Genomic DNA, 16,186 nt, shown 5'->3' with positions numbered 1-16,186 from the left:
AGGACCGTCGGCAGATAGGCCTGGTAGGCGACTGAGAAGAACACGGAGAGCACGCCGGAGACCAGTGCGACAACATAGAGCTGAGCGAGCGTCAGCGCTCCGGCGGCGTGTGCCAGCGGCACCGAGCCGATCACCACGAACAGCGCGAGGTCGCACCAGATCATCAGCCGGCGCTTGGCGATCCGGTCCACTATGGCCCCGGCCGGCAACGCCACCAGGAGAAACGCACTTGCATCCGAGCAAACGCTCAGCGGCACCTGTGGTGGTTCGGCTTCCGGGGGCGGTGCTGGGTGGTCCTGCCGGAGGGGGAAGCGTGGAGGCGCTGCCTGTGGGACGGTTCACCAGAAGCGCGGAGCTGTTCGTGGTGAGCGTCGTCAGCACTTCGCGTCTCAATCCCAGGCTCGGGCACGGTTCGCTTTCAGGCGGGCTCGGGGGTGGAGACCCCTGTTGCGGCCCGCTGAACCGAGCATCCCCGAAATCCTGGTCGGCCACCAGATGCAGGCGCGCAGAGAGGCCTGCGTCGCCGGGGGCTGCGTACTCGTCGCCGCACCGTCATGTGTGCCGCGGCGCGGAGCTCTCGCGGATCATGAGGTCGGTGCCGACGAAGGTCGGGGCGGGCAGCTCGAAGCCGTCCTCCAGTTGGCTGCGCAGGAGGTTGAAGGCGTCGCGGCCCAGCCCCTGGAAGTCCATGCGCACGGTGGTGAGGGACGGGGTGAGGAACGCCGAGTGCGGGGCGTCGTCGAAACCGATGACGCTGACGTCTCCCGGCACGGACCGTCCGGCGTGGTGCAGGGCGCGCAGCACGCCCAGCGCCAGGTCGTCGTTGCCGCACAGGATCGCGGTGACGTCCGGGTCGTCGGCGAGCCGGCGGCCCTCGTCGTAGCCGGCCTGCGCGTCCCAGCCCTTGCCGCCGTGGGGTTCGGGCGGGGTGATGCCGGCGCTCTCCAGGGCGCTTCGCCAGCCCTGGGTGCGCGGTCCCTCCGAGCGCCGGGTTCCTGCCGAGGTGGGGATCGCGACGTACTGGACGGTCCGGTGTCCGAGCTGGAGCAGGTGCGCGGTGGCGGCGCGGGCGGCCTCGCGGTCGTCGGCCCACACGGCCGGACGGGGAGGGGCCTGGCCGTGCGACGGCGCTTCGACGACCGCGGCGCACGGCACGTCCGCCGGGACGCGGCTCAGTGCCGATGCGGCGAGCCGGTCGAAGCCGATGACCATCAGCCCTCCGCCGTTGGCGGCGGCCGAGGAGACGGTACGGTCGAGGTCGTCCTCGGCCGTCAGGACCTTCACCCCCAGCGAGTAGCCCGCGGCGCGGGCGGCCTCCTCCAGGCCCTGCAGTGTTGCCGCGTAGCCGTAGAGGGTGGTGTCGGAGGTCAGGACGGTGACGGACCGGGTCACGCCGCTGGCGAGTGCGAACGCGGTGGCGTTGCGTCGGAATCCCAGCGCGTCGACAGCTGCCTCGACCCGCTTGCGCGTCTCCTCCCGGACGTTCGGGTGGCCGTTGATGACCCTCGAAACGGTCTGGTAGGAGACGCCCGCCGCCTGGGCGACATCACGAATACTGGCTGCCTTGCGCGGTTCCGGTCGGGGACTGGGCCTACCGCTTGTGTGACCGGTCACATCCATGTCAGGATTGTGAACGATCACGCTACCGGCGGTCAAGGCGTCGAAACCGGTGATTCGCCCGAGCGGACACATCACGAGCTCCACGTGCGGCCTGCGCTGCCCGAGGGCGGGCCGAGGCCGGTTGCCGGCCCGCACAAGATCGCATTGACGGCCCGCACGAGATGGCCTTGACGGCCCGCACGAGATCGCACACCGCAGAAGGGGAAACCGCGTTGACTCCAGCGGTCGAAGCAGCCGAGGGATCTCTTCTCTGGTCCCATGACACCCTCGGGCTGCATGTCGTCAAGGACGCGGCCGGGTCGGTCAGGCTGGGAGCGCCGGGCCGGCACTGGGACATGCTGGTTCCTCTCGTCGAGGTCACGGCCACCGGCCACGGCCGTACCTGGTCGGGGGAACGCTTCATCGACACCGCCATCGGTGACCGCATGGTCTATCGGGGTCGGGAGGCCGGCCGGGACGGGGACTGGCACTGCACGACGATCCGGCTGACGGACCCGGCGACCGGCCTTGCCGCCGACATCACGCTGCGGACACTCCCCGGCTCGGGATTCCTCCGCTCACAGGTGCGCCTGGTCAACGAGGGGAGCGCCCCGCTGCAGTTGGAGAGCGTATCGAGCCTGACCCTCGGCGGCATCGTGGACGAGACGGGCGCGCTCGACGGTCTGACCCTCCACTGGGCGGACAACGACTGGCTGGCCGAGTGCCGTTGGCGGCAGGCCGCCTTCCGTGACCACATCGTCCCCCTGAACCGAGCCGCCCACGGCCACGAAGGGCGCGGCTGCTTCGAGCGGTACTCGCAGGGCAGTTGGTCCACGGGACGGCACCTGCCGGTCGCCGCGCTCACCGACGACCGGACGGGCCGCGCCTGGCTCTGGCAGATCGAGTCCAGCGCGGGCTGGCGCTACGAGACCGGCGAACGGGAGGGCGCCGCCTACCTGGCCCTGTTCGGACCGGACGACGCCCACCACCAGTGGCGTCAAATCCTCGCACCCGGCGAGGAGTTCACCACCGTCCCGGCCGTCCTGGCGGGGGCCGGGACCGGCGGCCCGGACGCCGCGTTCGGTGAACTCACCGCCTACCGCCGCCGAATGCGCCGCGCCCACCCGGACCACACGGCACTCCCGGTGATCTACAACGACTACATGAACACCCTGATGGGCGACCCGACCACCGACAAGCTTCTGCCGCTCGTCGAAGCGGCGGGAGCCGTCGGCGCCGAGGTGTTCGTCATCGACGCGGGCTGGTACGACGACGACGCCCAGGGCTGGTGGGACGCCGTCGGCGCCTGGGAGCCCTCCGCCAGTCGCTTCCCCGGCGGAATCCAGCAGGTACTGGACGCCGTCAGGGCGCACGGGATGATCCCCGGACTCTGGCTGGAACCCGAAGTGGTCGGCGTACGCAGCCCGTTGGCCCGCACGCTGCCGCCCGAGGCGTTCTTCCGGCGAGGCGGCCTGCGCGTCACCGAGCACGGCCGCCACCACCTGGACCTGCGCCACCCCGCTGCCCGCGCCCACCTCGACCGGGTCGTCGACCGGATCGTGGGCGACTGGGGGGTGGGCTATCTGAAGCTCGACTACAACATCAACATCGGCCCCGGCACCGAGACCGGCACCGAGAGCGCGGGCGCCGGCCTGCTCGGCCACCACCGTGCGCATCTCGACTGGCTCGGCTCCCTCCTCGACCGCCACCCCGGCCTCGCCCTGGAGAACTGCGCGTCGGGCGGTCTGCGCATGGACTACGCGCAACTCGGCGTCGTACAGGTGCAGTCCACGAGCGACCAGCAGGACCTGTGGCGCTATCCGCCCATCGCGGCGGCGGCGGCCACCGCAGCGACGCCCGAGCAGGCCGCCGTATGGGCGTACCCCCAGCCGCACTTCAGCCTCGACGAGATCGCCTTCTCCGTCACCGGGGCGCTGCTGGGCCGTATCCATCTGTCCGGGTTCCTCGACCGTATGAGCCCGGAGCAGTTCGAACTAGTCCGCTCGGGCATCTCCGTCTACCGGCGCATTCGACCCGAAATCAGCAGCGGTCGACCGTTCTGGCCGCTCGGTCTTCCCTCCTGGGAGGACACCTGGATCGCTCACGGTCTGCGTGGTTCCGGCTCCACGCTTCTCACGATCTGGCGACGGGAGTCGGCCGCCGCCGGACAGCCGGGGCCCGCCGACCGACCGGACCGGGACGACAGCGACTGCACTGTCGACATCCCGCACCTGAGGGGACACGACGTCCACGTCAGCACGCTCTATCCCACCACCGCCCATTCGGATGCGACCTGGGCTGCCGCCGACGGCAGGCTCACCGTTTCCCTTCCCCGCCCCGACACGGCCGTCCTCCTCCGCCTGACCGCTGCACGGTCGGTCTGAGGGACTCACCTGGCGCCGACTGCGTCGCATCCCCATGGGGCAAGGTCGGAGACACGGCATCCGCACGGCATCCGTCCCGACTGTCCGGAGCTACTGCGCCGACGGAATTCGGTAGACGGAGACATGAGAACGAGACTCGGCGGTGAACGCGGCGCCGGCCCAGTCGGCATGCCTGGTCTCCAGTTCGAATCCGGCCAGTTGAGCCATGAGGTCGAGTTCGGCCGGCCAGATGTAGCGATGAGGGCTCCGGAACAGCCGCGCCTGCTCGGTCTCATCGAACTCATCGAAACGGAAGTGGTGCGACATCACGTGCTGGCGCAGGACGTCGTAGGTGTCCAACCCGATGTAGCCGGGCTCGGACTGCCAGACGGTGGCCGGCTGGCCCGGTGGGAGCTTGCGCAACTCGGGTACCCACAGCTCGATCACGAACCGACCACCCGGCGCAAGGTGGCGGGCAGCGTTGCGGAAGCACTGGACCTGCTCCTCCTGGGTGAGCAGGTTGGAGATCGTGTTGTACACGAGGTAGACGAGGGTGTACTCCCCGGGGGCGACGCTGGTCGCCATGTCACCGATGACCACGGGGATCGTTGCTTCAGCCGCCTTGGTTCGCAGTTGCTCCACCATCGGGAGCGACAGCTCGATGCCGGTGACCGAGACTCCTCGCCCGGCGAGCGGGACGGCCACCCGGCCGGTCCCGATGGCGAACTCAAGCGCTGCTCCGCCGCCGGCGAGCCGGGCGAGACGGTCCACTGTCGGCCCCAGGACCTCGGGCGCGAACATGCCGGAACCGGGCGTGTCATAGCGCTGGGCGGCATCGGCGTTCCAGATCTTCTCCTGCTGCATTCCGTCAACGCTCGCCGCCGACCCACGCAATGTCGAACGAGTTTTTCGCTCCCGCACGACTTCGCTGGTCGACCCCCGCAGGAACGCGCGTGCCCAGTGGGGCCGGGTCACCTGTGCCGACATCCGCGGACGCCTAATGGGTCATCAGGAACTGCGAGTCAGGACCGGTGCGTCCCATGCTGAGGGCGGGGACTGTAGTGAACCGAGCTTTCCGCGGAGGTCGACATGGGACGTCTCGACGAACGGGTGGCGATCGTCACCGGAGGGGCCCGGGGGATCGGTGCGGCGGTGGCGCGGGCGCTCGCGGTCGAAGGCGCCGCCGTGGTGGTCGCCGACATCCTCGAACCCGAGGGGCGCAGCCTGGCGGCCGAGCTCGGCGGGCGGTCCTGCTACCGGGCGCTGGACGTCACCAGCGAGGACGGCTGGCAGCGCACGGTGGCCGAGACCGAGCGGGAGCTGGGCGCGGTCTCCGTGCTGGTGAACAACGCGGGGATCGCCGCGTGGGGCTCGATGGAGGACGAGCCCCTCGACTCGTTCCGCCGGGTGATCGACGTCAACCTCCAGGGCCCGTGGCTCGGCATGCGCGCCGTGGCGCCCTCGCTGCGCCGGGCCGGGGGAGGGGTGATCGTGAACATCTCCTCCCTCGCGGGACTGACCTCCTACGCCGGCATCGGCTCGTACGCGGCGAGCAAGTGGGGGCTGCGCGGGCTGACGAAGACGGCCGCGCTGGAACTGGCCCCCGACGGGGTCCGTGTCTGCTCCGTCCACCCCGGCGCCATCCGCACCGGCATGACGGCCGGCTTCGGCGACGCGTACACCGCGGGTCAGCCGTTGCCTCGGTTCGGTGAGCCCGAAGAGGTCGCCCGCATGGTGCTCTTCATCGTCCTGGACGCCACCTACTCCACGGGGGTCGAGTTCGTCCTGGACGGCGGCATCCTGGCCGGTCAGCCCGCCGTTCTCACCTCCGGCGACCCGGACCCGGAGTGATCGATCGCGTGCCGGGGTACTCGGGGGCGTGGCGGGTCCGTTCCGGAGCCGTCGTGTCCAGGCCGGAGGTGAGCGGGCATGGGTCAGGGCCATGGCGGGAACGTCATCGACGAGCTGGTGACCGATCACCGCGAGGTCGAGGAGCTCTTCGGCCGGATCGAGGCGCTGCCGCCCGGCGCCGAGGACCGCAGGCTGTACGCGGACCGGGCCACGATGGAACTCGTCCGGCATTCGATGGTCGAGGAGGAGTATCTCCACCCGTCCGTGCGTGAGCGTGTCCCCGACGGCGACGTCCTGGCCGACAACGAACTCGACCACCACGCGCGGGCCGAGCGGATCATGAAGGACCTGGAGGGCCGGGAGGCGGACGACCCCGAGTTCGACCGGCTCGTCGGCATGCTGATGCGCGAGATCCGCACCCACCTGGCCGACGAGGAGCGGAACCTGTTCCCCAGGCTGCGCGCGGAGTGCCCGACGGTCATCCTCGACGGGCTGGGCGACAAGGTCCGCAAGGCCAGGAAGACCGCCCCGACGCGTCCGCGTCCCTCCGCTCCGGACGAACCCTCGGCCGACAGGACGCTCGCCCCGGGCGTCGGGCTGGTCGATCGCATGCGCGACGCGATGACAGGCCCAGGCAAGCCGTACTGAGGCCCACGCCGAGGGAACCCCTGCACCCTCTGTGATACTGACGCGGTGCCGCCGACACCGCCGCCGCGGGCTGCCCTCGTTCCCCCGCATCCCATAACGCCTGACGCGCCGGACGCGATAGCGCGCCCCCTCCTCACCCAGTCCTGGCTCGACCTCGCCTTTCTCCACTGGGCCGCCGATCCGGCCGACGTGGCCGGTCTGCTGCCGCCCGGGACCGTCCCCGACACGCTGAACGGCGTGACCTACGTCGGTCTGGTGGCGTTCCGGATGCACCGCGTCGGATGGTTCCGCCTCCCGGGGGTCCCCTACCTGGGGTCCTTCCCGGAGACGAACGTCCGGCTCTACTCGGTGGACTCGCACGGGCGTCGCGGTGTGGTCTTCCGCTCGCTCGACGCCTCCCGGCTGCTGCCGGTGGCCGTGGCGCGGATCGGCTTCCGGATGCCCTACGTGTGGTCCCGCATGGCGATCGAGGCCGACGGAGACACCGTCACGTACACCAGTCGCCGCCGCTGGCCCGGCCCGCGCGGCGCGCGCAGCCGGCTGACCGTGAGGGTGGGTGAACGGATCGTGGAACCAACGGAGTTGGAGCACTTCCTGACCGCCCGCTGGGGGATGCACAGCGCGTTCTTCGGCCGGCCGATGTTCCTGCGCAACGCGCACCCGCGCTGGCCGCTGCACCGGGCGGAACTCATGGAGTGCGAGGAGGACCTGGTCACCGCGGCGGGTCTGCCGGCGCCCGTGGGGGAGCCGGTGAGCGTCCTGTACTCGCCGGGTGTCCCGGCCCGTTTCGACCGCCCCGCCCGTCCGACCGGCCCGGCCGGCATTCCGACCCCCTGAGCCCCGCTCCTCAGACGAACGTCACCGACACCGAGCCCAAGCCGCTGAAACGTGCCTCGACCTGCGAGCCCGCGGTGACGAACGGGGCGCCCGTCATGGTGCCGGGCAGGACCAGTTGGCCGGGCTCCAGCGAGGTGCCGAAGGCGGCGAGTGTGTTGGCCAGCCACGCGACCGCGGCGGCCGGGTGCCCCAGCACCTCCTTGCCGGTGCCCACCGCCACGCTCAGGTCGTCGATCAGGAGCTCGGCGGTCACGCTCGCGAGGTCGGGCGCCTCGCCCAGCGGTGTCCAGGGGCCGCAGACCAGACCGGCCGAACTGGCGTTGTCGGCAACCGTGTCGACCAGGGTGATCCGCCAGTCGCGGATGCGGCTGTCGACGATCTCCAGAGCGGGCGCGACCGCCTCGGTGGCGTCGAGGACGTCCTCGACGGTGACCTCGGGGCCGCGCAGCGGGCGGGCGAGGCGGAAACAGATCTCCGGTTCGATGCGCGGCCGGCAGTAGTGCGCGGCGAGGACGGGTGCGCCGTCGGGATGGACCATGTCGTCCAGCAGATGGCCGAAGTCGGGTTCGTCGACCCCGAGGAGCTCCTGCATCGCGACGGCCGTCAGCCCCACCTTGTGGCCGACGACCGTCGCGCCGTCGGCCAGTCGGCGGGCGATGTTCTCCTGCTGGACGGCGTACGCGTCGGCCGTGTCCAGGCCGGGCAGCAGGACCGACAGCGGCTCGATCGGCGCCACATGATGCTCGGCCTCGCGCAGCAGCCGGGCGGCCTGCGCGCGCTCCCCGGACGTCAGCGTCATGTCCTGACTCCCGTCCCCGTCCCCGCTCCCGTCCCCGTCCCCGTCCCCGTCCCCGTCCCCGTCCCCACTCCCGTCCCCGTCCCGGTTCCCGTCTGCTCTCCCGTCTCTGCGCTCTTCTCCGTCGCCATGCGGACCGCCGCCTCGTAGACCAGCCGTGCGTGCAGTTCGAACATCGCCACGAGATCGACCGCGTCGCCGCTGATCTCCCGCTGCACGAAGAGTCCGTCGGCGCCGGCGACCGTGTAGGTGGTGAGGGTCTGCACGGCCGTCTCGTCCAGCGCCGGGAGGAGGGTCCGGATCACCTCGCCGATCCGCTGGGCGGCGACCGCGCGGACCTGGAGGTACACCGTCCGGCCCCGGGGCTCGGTGGGCCGTCGCTCCAGGGCGAGCATCAGCCCGAGCCGCAGGAAGTCGGGTGCCTCGACGAGGGACTTCGCCAGGTTCCCCGCCATGGCGGTGACCCGCTCCAGCGGGGTGCCGGACGCCTCTCCCGGCAGTGCGACCGCCACGAGCCAGGTCTCGAAGCTGCGCTCGATGACCGCGGCGATCAGGTCGTCCTTGTCCTTGAAGTGCCAGTAGATCGAGCTCGCGGGCAGCCCGCACTTGGCGCTGACGGCGGCGATGGACGTGCCCTCGTAGCCGCGCTCGCCCGCGATCTCGACGGTGGCGTCGAGGATGCGCTGTCGCGACTCCACCCCGTTCGCGCGCTTCTTGCGCGTCGACTGCGCACTGGTCATCGCGTGTGCCCTTCGCCGTCCCCTGCACCCCAGCCCGCTGTAGCGGCTGTTCCAATTGTAACGAACGCTATGGGGAGACGGATCCGGCGACGAGGTCCAGCGCGATGTCGGTGATCATGTCCTCCTGGCCGCCGACCATGCCCCGGCGCCCGGCCTCGACCAGGATGGAGCGCGTGTCCAGGCCGTAGCGGGCGGCGGCGGTCTCCGCGTGGCGCAGGAAGCTGGAGTACACCCCCGCGTACCCGAGGCTGAGCGTCTCGCGGTCCACCCGCACCTCACGGTCCTGGAGCGGTCGTACGAGGTCGTCGGCGGCGTCCATGAGCGGGAAGAGATCGCAGGCGTGCTCCCAGCCCATCAGGTCGGCGACCGCGACGAACGCCTCCAGCGGGCAGTTGCCCGCCCCCGCGCCCTGGCCCGCAAGAGACGCGTCCACCCGGACCGCCCCGTTCTCGACGGCGACGACCGTGTTGGCCACTCCCAGGGCGAGATTGTGGTGGGCGTGGATTCCGAGTTCGGTGGCCGGGTCGAGCACGTCCCGGTAGGCGCGGAAGCGGTCGCGGACCCCGTCCATGGTGAGCCGGCCGCCCGAGTCGGTGACGTAGACGCAGGCGGCGCCGTAGGACTCCATCAGCTTGGCCTGCCGGGCGAGTTCGGCGGGCTCGGCCATGTGCGACATCATCAGGAAGCCCGCGACGTCCATGCCCAACTCGCGGGCGGCGGCGATGTGCTGGGCGGAGATGTCGGCCTCGGTGCAGTGCGTGGCGACGCGCACCGAGCGGACGCCCAGTGCGTGCGCCTGCTCGAGGTCGTGGACGGTTCCGATGCCGGGCAGCAGCAGAGTGGTGGGGATCGCCTGCCGTACGACGTCGGTGACGGCCTCGATCCACTCCCAGTCGGTGTGGGCCCCCACGCCGTAGTTGATGCTGGAGCCGGCCAGTCCGTCGCCGTGCGCGATCTCGATGGCGGCCACTCCGGCGGCATCGAGGGCGGCGGCGATGGCACGGGCCTGGTCGACGGTGTAGCGGTGCCGGACGGCGTGCATGCCGTCCCGCAGGGTCACGTCCTGGACGTAGAGGCGAGTCATCGCGAGGCCACCTCCGTGGCGATGGGGGTCCCTCCGCCGGAGCGAAGCCGAGAGTGGGGGAGGGCGGCCATGCGCTCCGCGGTGCGCAGCGCGGCCGAGGTCATGATGTCGAGGTTTCCGGCGTAGGCCGGGAGATAGTGGGCGGCCCCCTCGACCTCCAGGAAGACGGACACCTTGAGGGCGTCGCCCGCGCCGGGAGCGAGGGTGCGCAGCGGGTCGTCGGCGCCCACCCGGTCGAACTGCACCTGCTGCTTGAGCCGGTAGCCCGGCACGTACGCCTGCACGCGCCCGACCATCTCCTCGATCGACGCCGTGACGGCCTCGGTGGCACAGTCGGAGACCAGACAGTGCACGGTGTCCCGCATGATCAGCGGGGGTTCGGCCGGGTTGAGGACGATGATCGCCTTGCCCCGGGCCGCGCCGCCGACCCGTTCGATGGCGGAGGACGTGGTCTCGGTGAACTCGTCGATGTTCGCCCGGGTGCCCGGGCCGGCCGAGCGGGAGGCGATGGACGCGACGATCTCGCCGTAGTGCACGGGCGTGACGGCGCCGACCGCGGCCACGATCGGGATGGTGGCCTGGCCGCCGCAGGTGACCATGTTGACGTTCGGGGCGTCCAGGTGGGCGTCCCCGTTGACCGGCGGGACGACGTAGGGGCCGAGGGCCGCCGGGGTGAGGTCGACGAGCGTGCGGCCCAGCGGCCGCAGCACCTTCTCGTGGTGGCGGTGCGCGCCGGCCGAGGTGGCGTCGAAGACGATCTCGACGTCCGCGAACTCGTCCAGCGCGACGAGCCCTTCGACGCCCTGGTGGGTCGTGGCGACCTTGAGGCGGCGGGCGCGGGCCAGGCCGTCGGAGTCCGGGTCGATGCCGGCCATCGCGGCGATCTCCAGGCTCTCCGACAGCCGCAGGATCTTGATCATCAGGTCGGTGCCGATGTTGCCGGAGCCGATGACGGCGACTTTGGTGCTCACTGTCCGACCTCCTCGTCGGGGAATGCGACGCGGACGGATCCCAGGCCCGAGATACGGGCCTCGAAGACGTCGCCCGGGGCAGCGGGGACCATCGGGCCGAGGGCGCCGGTCAGCACGAGGTCGCCCGCGCGCAGCGGGTCGCCCCGCTCGGCGAGGGCCGCGGCCAGCCAGACGGCGGCGTTGAGCGGGCCGCCGAGGCAGTCGGCGCCGGTGCCCTCGGAGACCGTCTCGCCGGCCCGGGTCATGGTCATCGTGACGGCCCGCAGATCCACGGCGGTGAGCGGAACGGGCGTGCCGCCGAGGACGTACAGACCGCAGGAGGCGTTGTCGGCGACGGTGTCGACGAGGGAGATGTCCCATCCCCGCACCCGGCTGTCGACGATCTCCAGCGCGGGCAGCGCGAAGTCGACCGCCCGCAGCACGTCGACAACCGTGCACTCGCGATGCGGCAGGTCGCGCCCCAGCACGAGTGCGACCTCGGCCTCCACCTTGGGCTGGAGCAGCCGCCCGGCGGCTACCTTGCCGCCGTCGGGCACGGCCATGTCCGCGAACAGTGCGCCGAAGTCGGGCCGGTCCACGCCGAGTTGGGCCTGTACCGCGGGTGAGGTCAGGCCGATCTTGCGGCCGACGATCCGGAGTCCGGCGTCCAGACCGCGCCGCACGTTGAGCTGCTGCACGGCGTAGGCGGCCTCGACGTCGCCGTCGTCGAGCAGCGTCCGCACGGGCGGACAGGCCGCTCCGGTGCGGGTGGCCTCCGCCAGCAGGTCGGCGGCCTTGACCACGGCCGGTGGAACGGCGTCCGGACGGACACCGTCGAGCACGGTCGACACGGGATACCTCCAGGGAGGGAGAAGCGGCGGGTCGACTCCGATATAGACAGGGCCTCGTCGAAGGGACAAGCTTTGTTCCGTGACACGGAATAATCAGGGTGCCAGCATGTTGGAAAAGGCTGCGCTGATCCTGGACACCTTCAGTCCGAGCGGCAAGCCGTACCGCCTGTCGGAACTTTCGGAGCGCACCGGCCTGCCCAAGCCGACCGTGCACCGGCTGGCCGCGGACCTGGTACGGCTCGGCTGGCTGGAACGCACCGGCCCGCAGTACCGGCTCGGCGCGAAGCTGTTCGAGCTCGGCTCGCTCGTACCGCACCGGCTGGATCTGCGGGAGACGGCCCTGCCCTTCCTCCAGGACCTGTTCGAGGCGACACGCGAGACCGTGCACCTCGGGGTCCGCGAGGGCATGGACGTGGTCTACCTCGAACGCATCCACGGCCACGAGGCGCTCCAGCTGCCCTCGCGTATCGGCGGCAGCCTGCCGCTGACCTGCACCGGCGTCGGCAAGGCTCTGCTCGCCTTCTCCGGCGCGGAGCTCACCGAGGAGGTGCTGTCCCGGCCGCTGCCGAGCCTGACGCCGTACTCGATCACCGAACCCGGGCGGCTGCGCATGGCCCTGGAGAAGATCCAGGTCTCCGGCCTCGCCTACGAGGAGCAGGAGGCCGCCCTCGGGGTGAGCTGCATCGCGGCCCCCGTCTTCGCCGGAGGCGCCACGGTGGCCGCGCTCTCGGTGGCCGTACCACGCTCACGCTTCAGCCCGGCCCAACTGGCCCCCGCGGTCCGCACGGCAGCACTGGGCTTGTCCCGTGTCCTGCGCACCGGTTCCTGAACCTGCCGGGCCCGCAGGTCACCCGCGTGATGCGCAGGGCGGCGCCGGGCTTGCCCGGGGTCCTGCGGGCCGGTTCCTGAACCTGCCAGGCCCGCAGCCCACCGCCGGCTCACGGCGCCGCCGGGCCCGCCCGTCCCGGGTCCTGCGGGCCGGTTCCTGGCCCCGCCGGCCCGCAGCCCCCCACCGGCTCACCCCCGCGGTCCGCAGGGCGGCACCGGACCGGCCCCGGGTTCTGCGGGCCGGTTCCTGAACGGCCCGGCCGCAGCCCTCTACTGGCTCACCCCTGCGGTCCGCAGGGCGGCACCGGACCGGCCCCGGGTTCTGCGGGCCGGTTGCTGAACGGCCCGGCCGCAGCCCTCTACTGGCTCACCCCTGCGGTCCGCAGGGCGGCACCAGACCGGCCCCGGGTTCTGCGGGCCGGTTCCTGGCCCCGCCGGGCCCGCAGCCCCCCCACCGGCTCACCCCTGCGGTCCGCAGGGCGGCACCGGACCGGCCCCGGGTTCTGCGGGCCGGTTCCTGAACGGCCCGCAGCTCAGCACCGCGGGTCCTGAACCGCCCGGCCGCAGCCCGCCGCCGGCTCCCTATCGACTCGGCGTGTCCAAGCCCGCCGTGGTGTCCGGATCGGGGTTGAACACCGGGTGGTAGCTCTCCGGCGGTGCGAGATAGGTGCCGGTCGGCAGCCCGCCGGTGTCGATCACGATCTGGTCCACGGCGATCGCCGGGTCGACCATGAAGACCCGCAGCACATGCTCGCCGGGTGCGGTGACGGTGACGGCCGCGGTGAGCTTCTCGACGCCCTCCTCCACATTGCGCGCCCAGGCGTCACCGCGGTTGCCGGTGGCGACGGCCTGCCCCGACAGAACGGCAGGAGGCTGGTCGTCGAGGGCGACGGCGAGCCGCCGCGCGCCGCGCTCGTCGAGCGAGGGCAGCCGGAAGACGGTGACGGGGAACGTCCCGGTGCTGCTGAAGCGCACCCGGTACCTCAACTCCGGTGCGCGGGTCGCGAAGTCGGCGGTGACCGGGGCGGCCGTCGAGGGCGCCGCCTCCACGGCGGCACCGCGACGGCCCAGCCCGCGCACGGTCCGCCAGCGGGCCCCGCCGCGCGCTGTCCGGCGCTCGGTGTGCACGGCGTCGATCGAGACCCAGCCGTTCGACTCGACGAACCCACGGGCCCGCCGACGCGCCCGCTCCCCGTCGGCGACCACCCTCACCGGCACCTCGAAACGCTGTGCGCTGCTCGTGAAGGCGACCGTGACCTCGTGCGTGCCCTCGGGAACCTGCTCCCAGTCGATCTCGACCCACACCCGGGTCTGCTCGGTGAGCGTGCCGCCCGCCGAACTCAGCCGGATCCATGGCCGGTCGGCCTCCGCGGCCCAGGCGACCGCGAGGAAACCGGTGTTGAAGACATCGACGAAACGCCGGTCCCGGGTGACGGACGAGAAGGACAGCGGCCGCTGCGCGCCGGTCTCGTTGCCCTCCGCGACGACCCCCAGCCCCGAGGTCTCCTGCCGGGCGACCCTGGTGACGGCCGGACGCCCCGGTGCCTTCGGGATCTGCGAGGGGTACGGGTTGATGTAGCCGTCCCATTTCCCGCCCGCCACCTCGGTGTTGTACCGCTTGGTGAGCGCAGCCTCCTGCGCGTGCGCGGCCTCGGCGAGGTCCGCGAAGCGGTTGGTCCCCGCGCCGCGGCCCTGACGCACCGCGAGGGCGTTGCGATCCGCCCAGTAGTACTTGAAGTTCATCAAGTACGCGCCGTGCACGGGGTATTGGAGAAGCTCGAAGAACGCGTCCTGGCAGGCCGCGGGGAGTTCGCTCCCCAGCGCCAGGGCGCGCTGCAACAGCCGGTCGTACGCGGCCAGTCGGCGTCCCGCCTCGTCCCCGTGGTGGATCACGGAGAACATGTTCCGGTCGATGAACTCCGGACGCCGCTCCGCCGCGAGCCGGTAGTACTCGGTGCGCAGCGCGGCGATCTCCTGGGCGTGGCGGAGCCCGAACTGCCGTCCGTACCACTCCGCCAGGAAGCTCTCGACGCCCTTGACGCCCTCGACGCCTTCGACGCCCTTGACGCCTTCGATGCCTTCGCCGTCGGCAGCCTCCGCATCCCACCGGTCCACGTCCCAGGCCATGTCCAGCGAGAAGGAGAGACCGGTCTCGATCGACTTGAGGTCACCGACGTTGAAGATCCACATCCGGTCGACCCCGTGCTCGTACACCCGGCGCAACTCCTGCCACACCTTGGCGAGTTGGGTGGTGTCCAGCCACAGATAGCTGCGCGGGCGGCCCCAGTAGGAGAGGTGGTAGTAGATCCCGTTGCCGCCCGGGCGGTCGCGCTCCGACTCGTTCGGCAGCTGGCGCATGTTGCCGTGGTTGTCGTCCGGCCAGATCAGTGTGACGTCCTCGGGGACCTGGACGCCCGCGTTGTACAGATCCAGGACCTCCTTGTACGGGATGAAGATCTGCGGCTCGGCCGCCGCCCCGACCTCCTCGGCCAGGATCCGGCGCTGGTCGGCGATGATGTCGTTCATCACCACGACCTTCTCCGGGATCGTGGTCGCGTGCTTCGTCTCCAGCGCGGTGTCGTGCAGGCCGCGCATGCCGATCGTCCAACTGCTCTCGTAGGCCGCGTTCTCCCGGGCCCGCGCTCTCCAGTAGTCGGAGATGACGGCCGGGTTCACGGTGTAGTCGTAGACCGGCAGGGCGCCGTCCGCGCCCCGGTGTTCCTCGGCCCACGGGTCCCATTCGTGAACCCCGTTGCGCAGCAGTGCCTCCGGGTGGCTGGAGCCGACGACGATGCCGTAGCGGTCGGCGAGTTCGGGGTTCTCCCGGTACTTGTTGAAGAAGTCGGAGTACGGATGCATGGCCGGCCAGAGGTAGTTGGCCTTCAGCCGGAGCAGCAGCTCGAAGAGGCGCCGGTACGTCTCCGGGCCGATGTTCTTGTCCGTCTCCTGGGTGCGGTGCGACCAAGTGGTCAGGTTCTGCTCGTCGTTGATGAAGACCCCGCGGTAACGGACGGCCGGTTCCAGCCGCCTGAAGGGGCCCGCGGGCACGGTGACGGTGTCCCGCTGTTCGACGGGCACGTCGGCCCACCAGTACCAGGGCGAGACGCCGACACGCTCCGAGGTGTCGTAGATCCCGTAGACCGTGCCGCGCCGGTCGCTGCCCGCGATCACCAGCGCACGGTCCACCCCGGGCGCGGGACGCTCCACCACCTGGGTCACCGACGCCTCCCAGCGCCCCTTGACCCGTCTGACGTCGAGCCGCCCCTGTGCGACGAGCCGGTCGATGACCGGGCTCGCGCCGAGAGTCCCCACCAGGACCAGTCCGGCGGCCCGCTCCGGCAGGGTGTGCCGCACGGCCGGCCGCACTCCGCAGACCCGCTCCAGATCCGCCCGGAGGTCGTCGGCCGCGCGGAGCACGGCGGGGTCGTCGGCCGCGTCCACGAACACCTCGACCGGGACGCCGTCCGTCACCAGATCGAATCCCGGCCGACCGGAGGCCGACGCGGCACGGGCGGTGGCCGGGAGCGCCGCGGGCAGCAGCGGGACCAGTCCGACGGCGGTCGCACCCCGCAGAAACGCCTTCCGGGTCCACGGCGGTCGGGGATCCTGCGGGTCCTGAGGTGCGGTGTGCGGCATCGA

12 protein-coding genes and 2 pseudogenes are annotated in these 16,186 nt (G+C 71.6%); 5 read left to right on the top strand and 9 right to left on the bottom strand.

Annotated features, from left to right (window positions below; genetic code table 11):
• Both ACWD4O_RS38535 and ACWD4O_RS38530 read right to left on the bottom strand, forming a co-directional pair.
• Positions 1-215, bottom strand: a pseudogene (locus tag ACWD4O_RS38535) (MFS transporter); the annotation flags it as partial.
• A 337-nt stretch (positions 216-552) separates the two neighbouring features.
• The gene (locus tag ACWD4O_RS38530; RefSeq protein WP_451287419.1) at positions 553-1,620 is read right to left on the bottom strand and encodes a LacI family DNA-binding transcriptional regulator; all 1,068 of its coding nucleotides are present in this window, start codon (positions 1,618-1,620) and stop codon (positions 553-555) included.
• A 161-nt stretch (positions 1,621-1,781) separates the two neighbouring features.
• Here ACWD4O_RS38530 and ACWD4O_RS38525 point away from each other — a divergent pair, with 161 nt between their 5' ends.
• Complete coding sequence (locus ACWD4O_RS38525; RefSeq protein WP_451287417.1) at positions 1,782-3,983, top strand: glycoside hydrolase family 36 protein; 2,202 nt, start codon at positions 1,782-1,784, stop codon at positions 3,981-3,983.
• 90 nt (positions 3,984-4,073) lie between these two features.
• On the opposite strand, the gene ACWD4O_RS38520 is transcribed toward ACWD4O_RS38525, so the two are convergent.
• Positions 4,074-4,826 carry a class I SAM-dependent methyltransferase gene (locus ACWD4O_RS38520; protein ID WP_451287424.1) on the bottom strand — a complete coding sequence of 251 codons (753 nt, stop codon included), beginning with the start codon at positions 4,824-4,826 and terminating at the stop codon, positions 4,074-4,076.
• Positions 4,827-5,051: 225 nt separating this feature from the next.
• Between ACWD4O_RS38520 and ACWD4O_RS38515 the strand changes: the two genes are divergently transcribed.
• The 3 genes from ACWD4O_RS38515 (at position 5,052) to ACWD4O_RS38505 (ending at position 7,298) form a co-directional block, all read left to right on the top strand.
• The gene (locus ACWD4O_RS38515; protein ID WP_451287416.1) at positions 5,052-5,813 is read left to right on the top strand and encodes an SDR family oxidoreductase; all 762 of its coding nucleotides are present in this window, start codon (positions 5,052-5,054) and stop codon (positions 5,811-5,813) included.
• Between the two features lie 78 nt (positions 5,814-5,891).
• A complete protein-coding gene (locus tag ACWD4O_RS38510) occupies positions 5,892-6,461 on the top strand; it encodes a hemerythrin domain-containing protein (RefSeq protein ID WP_451287414.1) in 570 nt (189 codons plus the stop codon).
• A 45-nt stretch (positions 6,462-6,506) separates the two neighbouring features.
• Positions 6,507-7,298, top strand: a complete 792-nt coding sequence (locus ACWD4O_RS38505; protein WP_451287412.1) for a YqjF family protein — start codon at positions 6,507-6,509, stop codon at positions 7,296-7,298.
• A 10-nt stretch (positions 7,299-7,308) separates the two neighbouring features.
• Here ACWD4O_RS38505 and ACWD4O_RS38500 read toward each other — a convergent pair whose 3' ends face one another.
• The 5 genes and pseudogenes from ACWD4O_RS38500 to mhpD form a co-directional block, all read right to left on the bottom strand.
• Entirely contained in the window at positions 7,309-8,097 is a 789-nt protein-coding gene (locus ACWD4O_RS38500; RefSeq protein ID WP_451287410.1) for a 2-keto-4-pentenoate hydratase, read from the bottom strand.
• Positions 8,098-8,207: 110 nt separating this feature from the next.
• Positions 8,208-8,834: pseudogene (locus tag ACWD4O_RS38495) on the bottom strand (TetR/AcrR family transcriptional regulator); the annotation flags it as partial.
• 67 nt (positions 8,835-8,901) lie between these two features.
• Positions 8,902-9,918, bottom strand: coding sequence for a 4-hydroxy-2-oxovalerate aldolase (gene dmpG, locus ACWD4O_RS38490; protein WP_451287408.1), 1,017 nt, complete (start codon positions 9,916-9,918; stop codon positions 8,902-8,904).
• Positions 9,915-10,889, bottom strand: a complete 975-nt coding sequence (locus ACWD4O_RS38485; RefSeq protein WP_451287407.1) for an acetaldehyde dehydrogenase (acetylating) — start codon at positions 10,887-10,889, stop codon at positions 9,915-9,917. The genes dmpG and ACWD4O_RS38485 overlap by 4 nt, the downstream gene beginning before the upstream one ends.
• The gene (gene mhpD, locus ACWD4O_RS38480; RefSeq protein WP_451287405.1) at positions 10,886-11,719 is read right to left on the bottom strand and encodes a 2-keto-4-pentenoate hydratase; all 834 of its coding nucleotides are present in this window, start codon (positions 11,717-11,719) and stop codon (positions 10,886-10,888) included. Before mhpD ends, ACWD4O_RS38485 begins: the two co-directional genes overlap by 4 nt.
• 106 nt (positions 11,720-11,825) lie before the next feature.
• Here mhpD and ACWD4O_RS38475 point away from each other — a divergent pair, with 106 nt between their 5' ends.
• The gene (locus ACWD4O_RS38475) at positions 11,826-12,548 is read left to right on the top strand and encodes an IclR family transcriptional regulator (RefSeq protein ID WP_451287403.1); all 723 of its coding nucleotides are present in this window, start codon (positions 11,826-11,828) and stop codon (positions 12,546-12,548) included.
• 581 nt (positions 12,549-13,129) lie between these two features.
• Here ACWD4O_RS38475 and ACWD4O_RS38470 read toward each other — a convergent pair.
• A complete protein-coding gene (locus ACWD4O_RS38470; RefSeq protein WP_451287401.1) occupies positions 13,130-16,183 on the bottom strand; it encodes a glycosyl hydrolase 115 family protein in 3,054 nt (1,017 codons plus the stop codon).
• Positions 16,184-16,186 lie beyond the last annotated feature (3 nt).

The sequence above is a fragment of the Streptomyces sp. NPDC002623 genome (assembly GCF_053592635.1).
The sequence above is the reverse complement of the archived record's forward strand: the minus strand, read 5'-3'. Positions and strand labels throughout refer to the sequence as shown.